The organism is Bifidobacterium aerophilum, assembly GCF_010667685.1.
GTDB lineage: Bacteria > Actinomycetota > Actinomycetes > Actinomycetales > Bifidobacteriaceae > Bifidobacterium > Bifidobacterium aerophilum.
In genome coordinates, this window is sequence record NZ_WHZW01000004.1 from 41,476 (window position 1) to 58,823 (window position 17,348).

A 17,348-nucleotide genomic window follows, 5' to 3' on the forward strand; every position below is an offset into this window, starting at 1 on the left:
GAGTACAGTGGCCACCGTGGCTCAGATACATGCGATCAAACGGGCGAGCGCCGACGCGAAATACCGGCAGATGACCGGCCAGCCGATCCGCCCGCTCATCCTCAGGCTGTGCATTCCGGCGGTGATCTCGAACCTGGTCACCACCGCGTACAATCTCACGGACACGTTTTTCATCGGCCGACTCGGCACTGCGCAATCAGGCGCGATCGGCATCGCGTTCTCCATCATGACCGTGCTGCAGGCCATCGGATTCTTCTTCGGCAACGGCGCAGGCAATTCCATGAGCCGCGAGCTCGGCAAGCAGAACAACGAGCGGGCCTCGAAACTGCTCGCCATCGGTTTTACGGGAGCCGTGTCATGCGGGCTCGTCGTCGCCGTGCTCGGCCTGCTGACCCTGCGTCCGCTGGTCGTCGCCCTCGGTTCCACGTCCACGATCGCGCCGTACGCCGTGCAGTATCTCACGCCGATCCTTGTCGCGGCCCCGTGCGTGTGCGGATCGTTCGCGCTCAACGGCCTGCTGCGGTATCAGGGCCAGTCCGCGTTCGGCATGACCGGCCTCGTGTCCGGCGCGCTGCTCAACTTCCTGCTCGCGCCGCTGTTCATCTTCGTCCTTGACCTCGGCATCTTCGGCGCGGGCCTTGCGACCGGCATCTGCCAGACGATGAGTTTCCTGATCCTGACCACGCTCAGCCGCAAGCTCGGCGTGATCAGACTGTCGTCGCGCGACTGCCGGCCCGACGTGCTGCTCATGCGCGAGATCGCCGGCGGCGGCCTGCCGTCGCTGATCCGCCAGGGAGCGGGATCGATCGCCACCACCTGCGTGAACATCGCCGCGAACCCGTTCGGCGACGCCGCCATCGCCGGCATGGCCATCGTCATGCGCATCATGCTCGGAGCCAATTCGGTGATCGTCGGTCTCGGCCAAGGCTTCCAGCCGGTGTGCGGCTACAATTACGGGGCCGGAAAGTACGATCGCGTCAAGGAGGCGTACTGGTTCTGCGTGCGGCTGTCGACCGTCGTGCTCGTCGTGCTCGGTGCATTGATCTGGGCGTTCGCTCCGCAGCTGGTCGAGATCTTCCGCTCCGACCCGGCCGTGGTCGAGGTGGGCGTGGCCGCGCTGCACTTCCAGTGCGTCACGGTGGCGCTCAACGGCGTGAACATGATGGGCAACATGTCCACGCAGACGATGGGCAAAACCGGCGTGGCCTCGTTCCTCGCGGTATGCCGCATGGGTCTGTTCCTCGCGCCCGCGGTGCTGATCCTGCCGCATTTCCTCGGCGTGCTCGGCGTCGAGATGGCGCAGTCCGTGTCCGACGTGCTGTCCTTCGCCGTGACCGTGCCGTTCCAGCGGCGCATCCTGCGTGAACTGTCGCGCGACTAGCCGTATCCGAATCCGCTCGCGGGTTGCGCGCTGGGATGATATCGCCATCTCATATGTCGAAACGAGATATACTGAACCGCATGAGCGTAATCGAGACGATGATTCTGGGATTCCTGGCCGAGCGTTCCATGTGCGGCTACGAGTTGCGCAAGAAGATGGAACAGCTGCAGGGATACGCGCGCAAGTTCAGTGACGGCGCGATCTACCCGGCGACCGGGCGACTGGTTGCGGCCGGGCTGATCGAGGAACGCTCCGAACTGCGCGACGGACGCCAGCGTCGTCTGTTCACGCTGCTCGACGCCGGGCGTGAGCGTCTCATCGACGAATTGAAGGCCGCGGACGGATTCGACGTTTCCGACATCACCCGATGGACCGTCGTGCTCACGTTCCTGTCCGTCGTGCCCGACAAGGCCGACCGCGACGCGGTGCTGCGCCGACGCTATGACCTGCTGTCGCGCGGCGACGTCCATTTCTTCTACTGCGACGCCGGCCATCCGATACCGTTCGACCGCATCGACGACCCGTACCGTCGCGGCATCATCCGCGTGCACGACGCCGAAATCGCCGCCGAGCTGACTTGGCTGCGCTCGATGCTCGGCATCGAGGACCCCGAGGCGAGACTTTCCTAGGAAAGTCTCAGACCGGCGAACAGCCGCGCGAACCCCTCGCGCATCCGCGCGCGCGGGCAGGCGACGTTGATGCGAATGAACCGTTCTCCGTTGCCGCCGAACTGCGCGCCGGGGGAGAACATCACCTTGTGCTCGCGCCTGAGCCAATCGCACAGCTCGGTGGTGGTCGCGAACCGCGACGCGTCGCCGACGAACGCCGAGCAGTCGATCCACAGCAGATACGTGGCCGGGCCGATCACCGGCGTGATGCGCCGGCCGGGGTCGACGGAGGCGTTGTATTCGTCGACCAGCCGCGCCGCCTCGCGCTTGTTATCCGCCAGATATCCGCGCAGCGCGTCCAGCCAGGCGCCGCCATGACCGAATGCGGCGATCGCCGCATCGATGGCGAACGCGTTCGGTTCGGCGACCTCGTCGGTGTTGAGCCCGCGCCACACCTTGTGCCGCAGCGTCGGATCTGGCACCATCACGGCCGCCGTGTGCAGGCCGGCGATGTTGAACGCCTTCGTCGGCGCCATGCAGGTCACGGAAATCTCCGCGCACCGTTCATCCACGGACGCGAACGGCACATACCCCACGTCCGGATCGGTCAGATCGCAATGGATCTCGTCGCTGATCACCGTGACGTGATGCTTCCAACACAGCTCGCCGATGCGCGCGAGCGTGGCACGATTCCAGACTATGCCGGTCGGATTGTGCGGATTGCACAGAATCATCAGCGAGGTTTGCGGATCGGCGAGCTTCGCTTCCAGATCGTCCCAGTCGATCCCGTATCGTCCGGCGGCCGCGTCATAGGCGAGCGGAGACTGAAGCGCGTTGCGTCCGTTGTTGAGGATCGAATTGAAGAAGATGTTGTACACGGGCGTCATGATGACCACGTTCTCGGCCAGCGTCGTCAGTTTGCGCACCATGCTTGAGATCGCCGGGATCACGCCCGTCGTGAAGATCAGCGATGCCGGGTCGATCGTCAGCCCGTGCCGCGAACCCCACCAGTCGACGTACGTCCGGGCCCACTCGTCCGGCACGATAGAATAGCCGAACACGCCGTGCGCGACGCGGCGTTCCAGCGCCTCGCGCACGGCCGGCGCGGTCGGAAAGTCCATGTCGGCCACCCACATGGGCAGCGCGCCGCCGGCCTCCTCCCATTTGAGCGACCAGGTGCCGGAACGGTCCACAGGCGTATCGAAATCGAACGCGGCGCCGTTGCGGTTACGGTCATGCGTGCGGTTCGTATCGTTCATTTCGCTCATGCCGCACGCTCCCCGGTGATGATCGTCGTCTTCGACGGGTCGATGCGATCGGCCTCCAACGTGAGCGTGCCGATGGCATCCGCGCGGATCACGCCGCCGGTCGGATTGACCACGCTGTCGATCGTGCCGTGCGCGTCCACGTCCACGGTCGAATATTCGAACGCGCGCGTCGTGTTGACCAGACGGCAGTTCTTCATGACGAGGTTGTCGATGTAGCACAGCCCCTGCAGGCTTTCGATCGTGCAGTTGACGAAGGTGAGGTTGCGTGAGTTCCAGCCGAGGTACTCGCCGGAGACATACGAATTTTCGACCGTCACGTTCTCCGTGTTCCAGAACGCGTCCTTGGAGATGAGCCGCGAATCGCGCACGGTGACGTCGCGTGCGCCATCGAACGGGTAGTTGCCGACCAGGCGGAAGCCGGACGCGGCCACGCGCTCGCAGTTCATCCCGAAATAGTCGCCGCGGGCGACCACGTCGTCCAACGTCACGTCGTTGCAGCTCCAGAACGTCTCCTCGGCGTTCGTCAGGTCGACGTGCCGCAGCGTGATGTCGTTCGCGCGGCGGAAGTTCTTCGGCGCCTCGATCGTCGAATCCTCCACCAGCATGCGGTTCGTGTACCATACGCCGGCACGGCCCATCTCGAACCACGTCGAATTGCGCACGGTGACGTCGTGCGCGTACCACAGCGGATACTTCCACTGGAACGAGCAGTTGTCCAGCGTGACATTGCTCGCATGCTTGAGCGGCGACTCGCCGTCCGCGAAAATCGTGTCGATGTAGGTGGTGCCGTGCGCGAAGAATTCCGCGCGCTCGCCGGTCAGGCGAGCCTGGCGGATGACGCCCGGTTGCGGGTTCGTTGCAGGTTCGTTCATGAAACGTCCTCTGATGCTTGGCTCTCGTCCCGATGGGCCGTCGTGTCGGGCGGCCGTCCGCTATCCGATTGTGGTAACTTCAAGCGCTCGAAGTCAACGATCACTCGGATAGCGAACACGCGGAGGCGGAAGTCGGCACGGCGGAAGTCTGCACGGAGGGAGTCGGCGCGGCGGAACCCGACCGCACGGACACCGGCGCGGCCTACCGTTCGTTCGACGGCCGGTACTGGTGCAGTGCGGTGAACGAGGTCTTGTAGATCAGGATCATGATGAGCGAATCGGCCATCAGCGTCAGCGCGCTGATCACCGCCAGCACCACGAACTGGTATTTCGCGGCCGTCAGCGGGTCGGCGCCCGCGATCACCTGACCGGCCATCATGCCCGGGATCAGCACGATGCCGCTCGACGCGAGCTGCGAGATCGTCGGGATCATGCCGAGCTTGACCGACGAGATGATCGACGGCTTGGCCGCCTCGAACGGCGTCGCGCCAAGGCTGAGCATCATCTCGATCTCGTAGCGGCGCGCGTCCATGTCGGAGAAGAACCGGCTCATCGCCACGGCGATCGCCGACACCACGTTGCCCAGCAGCATGCCGCTCAACGTCGCCAATACGGTCGGCGCGTACCACGGGTGCGGCCTCACGATCATCTCCGTGACCACGCACACCTGCAGAATAACGCTCGCCGTCAGCGTCAGCAGCACCGACGGCATCACCGAACGCGGAATGTTCGCCGCGCGAGACATCGTGATCTGCACCGCCGCGAGAATCATCACGGCGATCAGCGCGAACACCAGCCACGGATTGTTCTGCTCGATGACGAACTTGAGGATGTAGCCCATCGCCAGCAGCTGGATGAGCGAACGGATCGTCGCCCACAGCATCTGCCGGTGCACGCCGAGCCGCATCGCATACGACAGTCCCGCGGCCACGGCCACCAGAACGATCGTGATGATCAGACCCCACACGTCGATGGGGTAGGAGCCTGCGCTCGTGCCGTTCATCGCGTCGCCTCGCTTTCCGTATGCTCGCCGCCGAGCGTCTGCGTGGGCGCGGCCGTGGCGTTCCCCGTGATCTCCGTCAGCATGCCCGCCTCAAGATGCAGCGTGCGCGTCGCGCGTCCGTCCGCCGCGCGATGCCGCACGCGTACGATCGCCATGCCCTTCTCCCGCGCCGCATAGGCGAGGATCTCGCCCACCTTGTCCGCGTTCTCCTCGTCCAGGCCGGCGTCGACCTCGTCGGCCAGCATCACCTTCGGCAGCGTGAGCAGCGTGCGCAGCAGGCACACGCGCGCCTGCTGGCCCACCGACAGGTCCTGCGGCGGCCGCTCAAGCTCGATGTCCGAACACCCCACCGTGTTCAGCGTGCGTCGCAGCGTCGCCTCGTCCGGTCGGCGCTCGGCCAGCGACGAACCGTCGTCGGCGAACCGGTGCACGCGCAACGTGAACGGCATGAGAATCGCCTCGCGCACGCTCGCGCCGGTCAACGTCGGCCGCTGCGGCAGATACGCCACCTCGCGCCGCCAACGTTCCGGGGTCATCGCCGTGCTCGGCGTGCCGTCCAGCGTCAGATCGGCGCTCGCATACGGGTTGAGCTGCGCGACGGTCGTCAGCAGCGTGCTTTTGCCGGCGCCGGACGGGCCGACCAGATCGACGATGTCCCCGCGACGCAACGTGAACGCCACGTCGGAGAAAATGGTCCTGAACTCAACGTCGTCATGAGCGCGCGCGAAGCCGCGGAACAATGACGGCAGCCGCACCGCATCGTCCGCCGCGGCCGTCGTCGTCTTCGGCATCCGGCACGTCGCATGCTCTGCCGTGAACAATGGCTGAATACTGGTCTCCATGCTCGCCATGCTACGAGGAAACGCGACGATCCGGCCGTTCGCGGCGATTCTAAGCGTTCTCTTAGACGGCTTGGCGTTGAGTGGACGCTGCGGTGGCAGACGCGGGCCGCGCAGGCTGCCACAGGCCGCGCGGACCGATTCGCGGACCGTGCCGCGGACGTTCGTAAACCGTGCCGCGGACCGTTCGTAAGCGGTGCGGCGGGCGGAACGGCCGTGCGATTCCCGCGGCCACTACAATGAGGAACGTGATGGACGATGAGTGATGCGAACACCGGCGACGGACGGCGTGCGACTGATGCGATGCGCGACCCGCTGCGGCTGCTGCTGCCCGCGGTGCTGCTGATCGAAGACGATCCGAACCTCGGTTCGATGACCAGCGAAATGCTCGCCCCCGATTACCGCGTGGACTGGGCCAAGTCGGCGGGTGCCGCCCGAGAGCTGCTGCGTTCCGGCCGTTACGACGTGCTCGTGGTCGACCGACGGCTGCCCGACGGCGACGGACTCGATCTCATCCGCACCCTGCGCGGCAGCGGCGTCGCCGTGCCGGCGCTCGTCCTCACCGCCCTGTCCGGCGTGGACGACATCGTCGAAGGACTCGACTCCGGTGCCAACGACTATCTGGCCAAACCGTTCCACTTCGTCGAACTCGAAGCCCGACTGCGCGCGTTGCTGCGCGGATTCCACGCGCAGGCCGCCGGCATCGAGATCGGCGACTGGCTGCTCAAACCCGGATCGAACCTCATCGAAAACCCGGACGGGCACGCCGTCTCACTCACCGCCTCCGAAACGAAGCTGCTCGCCACGCTCGCCGCATCGCCCGACCACGTGTTCTCCCGCGACGAACTGCTCAGCCAGGTGTTCTCCGACGGCGCCGACGCGGGCACCGTCGACGTGTACGTCTCCTACGTGCGCGGCAAAACCGACCGCGCGATCATCGACACGGTACGCGGACGCGGCTATCGTATCGGCAATCCGCTCGCCGACTGATCGCCGTCACCCAGCGCCGCCATCCATCTCATCTCACGAGAAATCGACACCAATGAACGACACGACACAACGTCACGCATGGCATCGCATCACGGCCGTCCTGCACGGCAGGCCACGACTCAACCACACCAAAGCCGGGCTGATCAGCCTGCGCATGACCGTCGCGATGGCCGTCGTCACGGTGACCGGCGGCATTCTGTTCGCGGCCGGCGTGCTGCTCGGCTCGCGGCACGAATTCGCCGAACGCGGCCTCGACCCGAACAGCATGTCCGTGACCGAACAGTTCGGTTCCGGCATGATGGTCATCGACACGCGCAAGGCCATCGCGTTCACGTTGCTGTTCGTCGCCGGCGTCATCGCGGCCGTCGCCCTCATCGGCTGGCATTACTCGCACAAGGAGGTCGCGCCGCTCGAACACGCGCTCGAACTGCAGAAGCACTTCGTCGCCGACGCCAGCCACGAGTTGAAGACGCCGCTCGCGGTGATCTCCACGCGCATCGACCTCATCGACTTCCGTCGCGCGCACGGCCAGCCGATCGATGCCGCGATCGCCGACCTGCGAGCCGACGTCGACCGCATGAACGCGATCCTCACCGACCTGCTCGTCGCGGCGCGCGGCGCGGTCAACACCGAGCCGGTCGCGCTCGACACGGCGATCAGACAATCCGTCGACTCGGTGCGTCCTCTCGCCGACGAACGCCACGTGACCGTCACGACCCGCATCGACGGTGATCCCGCGCATTTCGTCGTGCAAGGCAATACGGTCGGCCTGTCTCGGTGCGTGGTCGCCGTGCTCGACAACGCGATCGCGCACGCGCCGGACGGCACCGACGTCACCGTCTCGCTCGGATACCTGCATCACGGCGACGCGGCGGCCATCCGCATCACCGACCACGGCGGCGGCATCGGCGACGATCCCGAACGGCTGTTCCGCCGGTTCGCGCGCGACGACGACGGCACCGCGCATCAGGGCTACGGTCTGGGACTCGCGCTCGCCCGCGACGTGGCCAGCCGGTACGGCGGCACGCTCGACGTGGAATCCACGTCCGCCAACGGGACCACCATGCTCATCACATTGCCGCTGTCGGAGGTTGCCGGGTCGGCGATGGCTGTCGGGTCGGTGCAGACGGACGACTGACGTCATCGGCGACGGCCATCCGACGCGATCCTCCCTCGCAGCCGATGCATAGCGTCACGTATGACCGTCATGCATGGCGTCACGCTTAGCGTCGCCTAAGCCGACCTGCCGTAGCGTAGCGGCCATGATCACTGCAACCCTCACCACAGCAACGATTCTCGCCACCGCGCCGGCGGCCGCCGCGATCACCTCCTGCCCGGTCTCCGCCGGAGGCTTCATCGGCGCGATCACCGATTGGCTCGTCGGACTCATGTCCACGATGGGCTGGCTCGGCACCGGAGTCGCCGTGTTCCTCGAAAACCTGTTCCCGCCCATCCCCAGCGAGGTCATCCTGCCGCTCGCCGGATTCACCGCCGCGCAGGGCCGCATGACCCTGTTCGAGGCGATCGGAGGCGCGACGCTCGGCTCGGTCGTCGGCGCGCTCGTGCTCTACGGCATCGCCTATGCGATCGGCGCGGAGCGCATGCGTCGCCTGTTCGACCTGATGCCGCTCACCGACGCGAGCGACATCGACAAGGCCAACGACTGGTTCGCCCGCTACGGATCGTGGTCGGTGCTGATCGGCCGCGTCATCCCGATCGTACGATCGTTGATCTCCATCCCGGCCGGCATCGCGCGCACGAATCTGCTGCGGTTCACGCTGCTCACCGCGTTCGGCTCGCTCGTATGGAACACGATCCTCGTCATGGCCGGCTATCTGCTGGGGTCGCAATGGTGCGGCATCCTCGGCGTGCTCGACCGGTTCCAGGTCGCGGTGGCGGCGGTGATCGTCGTGCTGTTCGTCTGGTACGTGGTCGTCAAAGTGCGCTCGCGGATGGCCGCGGCACGCTGATCGGCCGGTGGTCGGCCGCCGACAGCTGCCTTCCCTGCCGTCACTATGTTCGAGCGATCACGGTGCCGACTCGAACATAGTGATGATTGGAATACTGAAAACGTCACTATATTCGAGTGGATGTCGAGATCACTCAAACATAGTGACGTTTCTGTGATGCCGGATCGCGCAGGGGATCGGCACGGACGGTTCTACGACTACCGCCGCCAGGTGCGCCGGCGATAGTTGACGATGCGCTTGCCGCCGACGCCCGCCTTGCCGCCCGGGCCCCACGGTCCGCGCGCCTCGGCCTTGAGCTGCGTCAGGTGATGCTTCATCGCGAGCAGCATGATATGCGTGTCCTCGAGGCCCAGATGCCGTTCGGCGTCGTCCTCGTGCAGCGCGCCCTGGCGCTTGGCGTACGCGTCCAGCGTGTTGTCGCCGTCCGGATGGCCTTCGCACGGAATCGAACCCTCGTCCCACAGGCGGCTCATCGGCAGCGTGTCGATGATCGTCACGTGACCGTTGCGGTACGCCTCCGCGTAACCGGCCACGTTGAGCATGAAGAAGCTGTGCTCGAACGTGGCCATATGCGCCACGAACGGCTGCGAGGTGAGCCGGCGCAGGAGGTCGGCCTGCGCGTCCGGGTCCTCGTCGAACAGCGGGAATTCGGCGCCGGTGCGCTGGCTGATGTCGATGCCGGTCAGCTGGATGATGAACGCGTTGCCGTGGCGCGCCGCCTCCGGGGTCACGCCGAAGGAGAAACGATGCTGGTCGTACGCGTCGCCGGACTCGTAATAGTCCTTGTCGTATGCGTATCCGGCACCAGCCGCCTCGGTCGGACGAGGCGACTTCATGTTCATGTATTCGAAGCCGACGTCGATGATGTACGCGCGGTACGGTTCGGTGCCGTTCGTCTCCAGATCGATGCCCATCACGTTGTCCACGTCACGGCCGGGCAGATACACCTCGCGCCAGTAGTCCTTCGGCGCGGCGGCCTGACGCGCGGCCACGTGCTCGGCGGCCGCGTGACGCGAGCGTTCGTAGCGCGCCTCGGGCACCGCCGTCTCGTTCGTATGCACCTGTTCGATGCTCGGCACGGCCGGATTGTCGTCGTTGATGATCTGCGGTCCCTCGACCAGATCGTCCGCGCTGTTCGCATCCGAACTCGAATCGGCCGGCGCGGACTCGTCGGGGCCGGCCTCTACGGAACCGTACCGCTTTTCGTCCGCCTCGAACAGTGCCATCTGCCGTTCGTGCTTGGCGGCCTCGCGCTTTTCGCGGTCGGCCTTGCGCTGCTCGGCGCGCGCGTTGACGATTTCGGCGGTGCGATCCTGGATGTTGGCCAGATCGTCGTCGGTGAGCGGACCGCCCTCGACCGCGTGAAGCACCGGCACGGTGACGCGCTGGCGGTCCTCGTCGGTGATCGTCCACAGTCCTTCCGCGACGCCGCGGTCGCGCAACAGATCGATCTGGTCGGTCAGGCGACGATCCGCGTACGCGAGCGCGCGCGGCAGCTCGTATGTCTTGATATGCCGGTCGAAATCGCGCATGAAGACCATGCTCATCTTCGCGATGATCGCCTCGAGCCGGTCGCGGATCGCGAGATCTTCTTTCAGCAGGTCGTGCACGTTGCCTGCCGCGCCCGGTTCGAGATCGGCCGGCCGGGCGACGCCGATGCCGTGCTCGAGATCGAGCGAACGCACCCAGTCCCAGTCGATGTCGTGGTCGTCGGCGTCCTTCAACATGATGTACGCCCACTGGCCGATCGTGTCCTTGGCCTTGGTGAGCCACGTGCGGTCGACGGTCGCGGCTGCGGCGGTCGTCGTATCGGTCGCGGCTGCGGTGCCGGTGACGTTCTGGTTGTTGTCCTGATCGTTGTCTGTCTGTTCTCTGCTCATACTGTCATTCATATCGTTCATATCACTCATACTCATCTATTCATCATCATGGAAATCATGGAAATATCGTTCCCCACGTCTTCCATGGTAACGCTCACAGCCGATGGATGCTGACAGACTGCGCGTAATCGTCAGCGATCCGCGAACCGCCGGTTGAGTGAGGCGATGCGATCGACGAACGCGGCGACCTGCGGGGCGGGGGAGAGCGGGTAGAGCAGCCCGTACTGCATGCCGACCGGTTCCGGCCAATCGACGGGCACATTGACGAGCTGCGGATGCACGCCGTCCCACATCGGTTTGGAGATGAGCAGATCACCGGACTCGGCGCACTCGTTGAACAGGTCGAGGTCGTACCGCTCGATGTCGACCAGCGTGATGCCGGGATTGCGCTCCAGCAGGTCGCGGGCGATGTCGTCGGTGCCGTTGCCGCGCTGCAGGATGCGGATGCGTTCGTCGGTCAGATCGTCGATCGTGAGACTCGCCCGCCGCGAGAGCGGATTGCCGCGCGGCACGGCGAGACACAGCGGCTCGTATGACAGTGGAAGCGTGCCGCAGATGCCGGTCCAATGATCCGGCACGAATGCGGTGGCGATCACGTCGATGTCCTCGCCCAGATGCGTGATGATGTCTTGGATCGACGTGCTGTCGTCCGGCATCGACACGAGTTCCAGCCGGATGCCCGGCTGGCCGGACCGCTGCCACAGGTCGAGGATGCGGCGGGCCGGGCGCAGGATGGAGATGCCCAGTCGGACCGGCGCGGCATGCTGATGCATGCGCTGGCGGGTCCTGCGGATGATCTCGTTCGACTCGCTTACGAGCGACCGCGCGTCGCCGATGAACTGCGCGCCGGCTTGGGTCGGCGTGACGCCCGAGCGGGAACGGTCGAAGATCGTCAGACCGTATTCCCGTTCGAACGTGGTGACCTGCTTGGCGACGGCCGGCGTGGAGATATGCAGCCTGCGCGCGGCCTGCGCGAAGCTGCCGGTGTCCGACGCTGCGATGATCGCGTCGAGTCTGCGGTCGTACATGGGCGCCTCCTTGGATGTGTGTAAACCTGTGGTTTACATGTCGTAAACCACAATCATTCATAAACCCAGCAATACCAACGTTTCTGCGTCCTATTATAGTCATCGCAACAACGTATGGATAACGAACGTACAGATAGGATACGCATGGGCCGTACTGCATTCTCATCCCCATCTCCTTCGTCCTCGGTGGCCGTCACCGTCGCCGCCTCGGTCGCCTCGTTCCTCGCTGGCATGGACGTGCTCATCGTCAACGTCGCGCTGCCCACCATCGCTGCCGAACTCGGCGGCGACATGGCCGTCCAGCAGTGGGTCGTCGACGGGTACACGCTGCTGTTCGCCGCGTTGCTCCTGCTCGCCGGCAGTCTCGCCGACCGGTTCGGCGCGAAACGCGTGTTCCTCATCGGCGCCGCGTTGTTCGGACTCGCGTCGCTGTTCTGTTCGTTTGCGTGGTCGATGGCGGCGCTCGTATTCGGTCGTTGTGTGCTCGGCGTCGCCTCCGCGCTGATCCTGCCGGCGTCCATGTCGCTGATCAACGAGGCGAACCCCGACCCGCGCCGCCGTGCGTGGGCGCTCGCACTATGGGGCGCGGGCGGTGCGTCGGCCTCGGCGGTCGGTCCGCTGCTCGGCGGTCTGCTCACGCCGATCCATTGGAGTCTGGTGTTCGTGATCAACGTGCCGTTCTGCCTGCTTATCCTCGTGCTCGCACCGCGCATCAGACGTTCGCCGCGCCGGGTGATTCGCTTCGACTGGATCGGTCAGGCGCTCGCGTTGGCCGGACTGACCACGCTCGTCGCGGGCATCATCGAAGTTGGCGCGATCGGTGTCGCGGCTCCGGCGACGCTCGTGCTGCTGGGCGTCGGGCTGCTCGCGCTGGTACTGTTCGTCGTCTCCCAGACCAAGGTCGTCGCCCCGATGATGCCGCTTGGCCTGTTTCGCATCCGCGGCATGCAGGTCGCGTTGCAGATCGGCTTCATCATGATCTTCAACTGGTACGGCATGGTGTTCATCTGCACGATGTTCCTGCAGAACGAGCGGCATATGGGGGCGTTCGCGGCCGGCCTCGTGTTCGTGCCGTCCGCGTTCGTCACGATCATCGGCAACCTGATCGGCGGACGCATCATCACCGCGCACGGTGTGAGATTCTCGATCACGCTGGGACTCGCGATCATGATCGCCGGATTCTTGTTCGAATTCCTCGCTCCCGCGCCGATTCCCGTGTGGGTCGTCGCGACGGGCCTGAGCATCGTAGGTTTCGGCGCGGCCATCACCACTCCCGCCGCGGCCGGCGTCGTCCTGCGTTCCGTCGACCCGGCGCAGGCCGGCATCGCGTCGGCCATGTTCAACACGTTCCGTCAGGTCGGCGGCGCGATCGGCGTGGCCGTGTTCGGCGTCATCGCCACGTTCCTGCCGTCGCTTGATGTGGCTTTGCGGTCCGTGTTCGTCGCGTCGGCGGTGCTGTTGGCGTACGTGCTCGTCTTTGAGCTGCTGCGGTGGCGCGAGCGGTGAGATGCGTTCCGGCGATGCCGCCGTAACGGAAATGCGAGTGGGATCGCATATATATAACGGTATGAAAAACATGATGGGGCGGTCATGGAGACCGTCCCATCATGATGTCAACGCTGATATGTCAGCGTGTATATGTGTATCAGTGCACGACGGTGAGCGTGCACTCGGACAGCGCGACGAGCTGCTTCGACACCGAACCGAGGAAATGCGCGTCCAAGCCGGACAGTCCGCGCGAGCCGACCACGAGATGTCCCGCGTACCTCGACGCGGTGATCAGACCCTTCGCCGCGGCGATATGGAACGCGTGCGCCTCCACGTCGAGCCCTTGCATGAACGAATGGTCGGCCAGCACCTCGTCCAGAATCTGCTCGGCCCGCTTCTGTCCGGCCTCCACGGACGCGATCGCGTTTTCGAATCCCGGCACCGTGCCCAGATCGCGCAACTGCCAGCAGAACAGCACCTGCAGCGGAACGCCGTGCACACGTGCCTCATGAGCGGCGAACTCCAGCGCGCGCCGCGACGTCGCCGATCCGTCCACGCCGACCACCACCGGCCGGGCGTCTCCGCCCGCCGGCTGACGGTCATGGCCAGTGGTCCCCGTCTCGGACGACGACAGCGCGTTCGCGATCGCGTCCTGCATGGTCTCGTCCTCGTCGTGGGCCATGCGCACCACCGTGACCGGCACGGTGGCCTCCTCGGCGAGCGACGCGGAGAACGACCCCGTGAACCAGCGCGCCACGCGACCCAGCGAACGGCGGCCGACCACGATCTGCTGCGCGTCCTTGCCGATGCGCAGCAACGCCGCCGTGCCGGACGCATGCACCGACGTGAGCGTCACCGCATCCGCCGGCACGTCCATGCCGGCCACGGCTTCGTCCACCCAATCCTTCAGCCGTTCGGCGATGCGCTCGCGCAGCCGCTGCCAGCCTTCCTCGGTATCGGGTTCCGCGCCCATGTCCCACGAGCGGGTCCAGCCATAGACCGCGTTCACCCGCTGTCCGGTCAGACGCGATTCACGCAACGCCCAGCGCAGCGCGGCGAACGATTCGTCGGAACCGTCCACGCCGACCACGATGTCGGACAGGAGCGTTCCGTTGCCCATGTTGTCAGTCATGATGCCTCCCTTGCGCAACGTATGACAGCCACTACGTCCAGCATATCGTTCCGCGTTGCGTCCACAGCGCAATTCATGGAAGAAACGGAAGAAACGTCACCGCGAATCGGTAGAGTGTTATGGACTAACAAGAGTGGAAGGACAAGCATGTTCGAACGGTTTACCGACCGTGCCCGGCGCGTGATCGTGTTGGCGCAGGAAGAGGCTCGTGCCCTCCAGCACAACTACATTGGCACCGAGCATCTGCTGCTCGGCCTGATCCGCGAAGGCGAAGGCGTGGCCGCGAAGGCGCTCGCCTCCAAGGGCGTGACCCTGGAAGACACCCGCAAACAGGTCGAGGAGATGATCGGCAAGGGCAATGCGGCCCCCGGAGGGCACATTCCCTTCACACCGCACGCCAAGCAGGTGCTGGAACTGAGCCTGCGCGAGGCGCTGCAGCTGGGACACAGCTACATTGGCACCGAGCATATCCTGCTCGGCCTGATCCGTGAGGGCGAAGGCGTCGGCACGCAGGTGCTCATCAAGATGGACGTCGACCTCGGCGAGCTGCGCAGCGCGACGATCGACATGATCCGCGGCAATTCGGCCGGCAGCGACGGCCAGAACAAGGGCGATCTCGCGAACGCCGGCGGCGTGCAGGACAAGCGCGCCCAGACCGGTTCCGCGATCCTCGACCAGTTCGGCCGCAACCTCACCGCGGAAGCCGCCGAAGGCAAGCTCGACCCGGTCATCGGCCGTTCCAAGGAAATCGAACGCGTGATGGTCGTGCTGAGCCGGCGCACCAAGAACAACCCGGTGCTGATCGGCGAGCCCGGCGTCGGCAAGACCGCCGTCGTCGAGGGCCTCGCGCAGAAGATCAACGCGGGCGACGTTCCGGAGACGCTCAAGGGCAAGCAGGTCTACTCGTTGGATCTCGGCTCGATGGTGGCCGGTTCGCGTTACCGTGGCGACTTCGAGGAGCGCCTCAAGAAGGTGCTCAAGGAGATCAAGACGCGCGGCGACATCGTGTTGTTCATCGACGAGATCCACACGATCGTCGGCGCCGGTTCGGCGGACGGCGCGCTCGGCGCGTCCGATATGTTGAAGCCGATGCTCGCGCGCGGCGAACTGCAGACCATCGGCGCGACCACGACCGACGAGTACCGCAAGTACATCGAAAAGGACGCGGCGCTCGAACGTCGTTTCCAGCCGATCCAGGTGTATGAGCCGTCGATCGCGGAGACCATCGAGATCCTGAAGGGACTGCGTTCCCGCTATGAGAACCATCACAAGGTGACGATCACCGACGGCGCGCTGCAGGCCGCCGCCGAGCTGTCGTCGCGTTACATTCAGGACCGCAACCTCCCGGACAAGGCCATCGACCTGATCGACGAGGCCGGCGCGCGGCTGCGCATCAAGCGCCTGACCGCGCCGCCGGAGCTCAAGGAGCTCGACAACCGCATCGCCAAGCTCGCCGCCGACAAGGACGAGGCCATCAAGGCCCAGGACTTCGAGAAGGCCGCCAAGCTGCGCGACAGCCAGGAGAAGCTGGAATCCGAGCGTAAGGACAAGGAGACCGCCTGGAAGCAGGGCGAATCCGACGTCAAGATGGTCGTGGACGAGGATGTGATCGCCGAAGTGATCTCGAACACCACGGGCATCCCGGTGTTCAAGCTCACCCAGGCCGAATCCAAGAAGCTCATGAACATGGAGGCCGAGCTGCACAAGCGCATCATCGGCCAGGACGAGGCCGTGTCCGCGCTGTCGCGTTCGATCCGCCGCGCCCGCGTGGGCCTCAAGGATCCGAAGCGTCCGTCCGGCTCGTTCATCTTCGCTGGTCCTACCGGCGTCGGCAAGACCGAGCTGGCCAAGGCGCTCGCCGAGTTCCTGTTCGACGACGAGGACGCGCTCATCCGCGTGGACATGTCCGAGTTCTCAGAGAAGTACGCCGCGTCGCGTCTGTTCGGCGCGCCCCCGGGATACGTCGGCTACGAGGAGGGCGGCGAACTCACCGAGAAGGTGCGCCGCAAGCCGTTCTCCGTCGTGCTGTTCGACGAGATCGAGAAGGCGCATCCGGACATCTTCAACACGCTGCTGCAGGTGCTGGATGACGGTCATCTGACCGATGGCCAGGGTCGCAAGGTGGACTTCAAGAACACCATCATCATCCTGACCACGAACCTCGGCACGCGCGACATCGCGAAGATGGCGAACACGGGCTTCAACCTCGGCACGAACACCGAGTCGAGCTACCAGCGCATGAAGGACCAGGTGAGCACGGAGCTCAAGCAGCAGTTCCGCCCCGAGTTCCTCAACCGCCTGGACGACATCATCGTGTTCAAGCAACTCACCGAACCGCAGGTGCGCCAGATCGTCGATCTGGACGTCAAGCAGCTCAACGACCGCTTGTTCGACCGTCACATGTCGCTCGAACTGACCGATGCGGCCAAGGACCTGCTCGCGCAGAAGGGCTTCGACCCGCTGCTCGGCGCTCGTCCGCTGCGTCGCGTCATCCAGCGCGACATCGAGGATGCGATCTCCGAAAAGATCCTCATGGGCGAGCTGGAGGACGGCCAGAAGGTGACCGTGGACGCCGAAGGCGACAACGTGCTTGAAGAGGAGTTCACCTTCAAGGGCGAGAAGTTCGAGGAGTCGACCGCTTCCGAATCCGGCGCGTCCGACGAATCCGAGAACGGCGGTGACGCTGACGCGGCCGACGGTGCGGCCGATCAGCCGCAGCCGGTCGCCGCCGACAGTGGCGATGCCGCTCAAGAGCACGCCGCCGAGTAAACGGCGATTTGGCGATTCACCGCCATAACGTAAGGGGTCCAGTCCGAACGGACTGGACCCCTTACGTTATGTTATAGGACCTTGGAATCGTTCAAGGGTGGTGAACGATGTGTCGTTCTC

General features: G+C 65.2%; 14 protein-coding genes. 7 read left to right on the forward strand and 7 right to left on the reverse strand.

Annotated features, from left to right (window positions below; all coding sequences use genetic code 11):
• The first annotated feature begins 16 nt into the window (after positions 1–16).
• Together GFD25_RS02380 and GFD25_RS02385 are read left to right on the forward strand one after the other, a co-directional pair.
• Positions 17–1,381 carry an MATE family efflux transporter gene (locus GFD25_RS02380; RefSeq protein ID WP_163229615.1) on the forward strand — a complete coding sequence of 455 codons (1,365 nt, stop codon included), beginning with the start codon at positions 17–19 and terminating at the stop codon, positions 1,379–1,381.
• A gap of 80 nt (positions 1,382–1,461) precedes the next feature.
• A complete protein-coding gene (locus tag GFD25_RS02385) occupies positions 1,462–2,010 on the forward strand; it encodes a PadR family transcriptional regulator (RefSeq protein ID WP_163229618.1) in 549 nt (182 codons plus the stop codon).
• On the opposite strand, the gene GFD25_RS02390 is transcribed toward GFD25_RS02385, so the two are convergent.
• The 4 genes from GFD25_RS02390 to GFD25_RS02405 form a co-directional block, all read right to left on the reverse strand.
• Positions 2,007–3,248, reverse strand: coding sequence for a MalY/PatB family protein (locus tag GFD25_RS02390; protein WP_163229764.1), 1,242 nt, complete (start codon positions 3,246–3,248; stop codon positions 2,007–2,009). The genes GFD25_RS02385 and GFD25_RS02390 overlap by 4 nt on opposite strands.
• 5 nt (positions 3,249–3,253) lie before the next feature.
• On the reverse strand, positions 3,254–4,129 hold the full coding sequence (locus GFD25_RS02395; protein WP_163229620.1) for a DUF3737 family protein: 876 nt from the start codon (positions 4,127–4,129) through the stop codon (positions 3,254–3,256).
• A 202-nt stretch (positions 4,130–4,331) separates the two neighbouring features.
• Positions 4,332–5,132 carry an ABC transporter permease gene (locus GFD25_RS02400; RefSeq protein ID WP_163229622.1) on the reverse strand — a complete coding sequence of 267 codons (801 nt, stop codon included), beginning with the start codon at positions 5,130–5,132 and terminating at the stop codon, positions 4,332–4,334.
• Positions 5,129–5,974 (reverse strand): ABC transporter ATP-binding protein, encoded by an 846-nt coding sequence (locus GFD25_RS02405; RefSeq protein ID WP_239512359.1) that lies wholly within the window; start codon positions 5,972–5,974, stop codon positions 5,129–5,131. The genes GFD25_RS02400 and GFD25_RS02405 overlap by 4 nt, the downstream gene beginning before the upstream one ends.
• Before the next feature lie 255 nt (positions 5,975–6,229).
• Here GFD25_RS02405 and GFD25_RS02410 point away from each other — a divergent pair, with 255 nt between their 5' ends.
• The 3 genes from GFD25_RS02410 to GFD25_RS02420 all read left to right on the forward strand — a co-directional run bounded on the left by GFD25_RS02410 (position 6,230) and on the right by GFD25_RS02420 (position 8,931).
• Positions 6,230–6,961 (forward strand): response regulator transcription factor, encoded by a 732-nt coding sequence (locus tag GFD25_RS02410; protein ID WP_204314743.1) that lies wholly within the window; start codon positions 6,230–6,232, stop codon positions 6,959–6,961.
• A gap of 52 nt (positions 6,962–7,013) precedes the next feature.
• Positions 7,014–8,099: a sensor histidine kinase gene (locus tag GFD25_RS02415; RefSeq protein WP_163229624.1), complete on the forward strand. Its 1,086-nt coding sequence runs from the start codon at positions 7,014–7,016 to the stop codon at positions 8,097–8,099.
• Positions 8,100–8,223: 124 nt separating this feature from the next.
• Entirely contained in the window at positions 8,224–8,931 is a 708-nt protein-coding gene (locus tag GFD25_RS02420; protein ID WP_163229626.1) for a DedA family protein, read from the forward strand.
• A 197-nt stretch (positions 8,932–9,128) separates the two neighbouring features.
• Here GFD25_RS02420 and GFD25_RS02425 read toward each other — a convergent pair whose 3' ends face one another.
• Both GFD25_RS02425 and GFD25_RS02430 read right to left on the reverse strand, forming a co-directional pair.
• Positions 9,129–10,658, reverse strand: coding sequence for a DNA polymerase III subunit epsilon (locus tag GFD25_RS02425; protein WP_163229770.1), 1,530 nt, complete (start codon positions 10,656–10,658; stop codon positions 9,129–9,131).
• A gap of 284 nt (positions 10,659–10,942) precedes the next feature.
• The gene (locus GFD25_RS02430; protein WP_163229628.1) at positions 10,943–11,839 is read right to left on the reverse strand and encodes a LysR family transcriptional regulator; all 897 of its coding nucleotides are present in this window, start codon (positions 11,837–11,839) and stop codon (positions 10,943–10,945) included.
• A gap of 144 nt (positions 11,840–11,983) precedes the next feature.
• Here GFD25_RS02430 and GFD25_RS02435 point away from each other — a divergent pair, with 144 nt between their 5' ends.
• Positions 11,984–13,345: an MFS transporter gene (locus tag GFD25_RS02435; RefSeq protein WP_239512360.1), complete on the forward strand. Its 1,362-nt coding sequence runs from the start codon at positions 11,984–11,986 to the stop codon at positions 13,343–13,345.
• Positions 13,346–13,484: 139 nt separating this feature from the next.
• On the opposite strand, the gene GFD25_RS02440 is transcribed toward GFD25_RS02435, so the two are convergent.
• Positions 13,485–14,447 (reverse strand): universal stress protein, encoded by a 963-nt coding sequence (locus GFD25_RS02440; protein ID WP_420837538.1) that lies wholly within the window; start codon positions 14,445–14,447, stop codon positions 13,485–13,487.
• A gap of 159 nt (positions 14,448–14,606) precedes the next feature.
• Between GFD25_RS02440 and GFD25_RS02445 the strand changes: the two genes are divergently transcribed.
• On the forward strand, positions 14,607–17,228 hold the full coding sequence (locus GFD25_RS02445; RefSeq protein ID WP_163229633.1) for an ATP-dependent Clp protease ATP-binding subunit: 2,622 nt from the start codon (positions 14,607–14,609) through the stop codon (positions 17,226–17,228).
• The last annotated feature ends 120 nt before the right edge of the window (positions 17,229–17,348 follow it).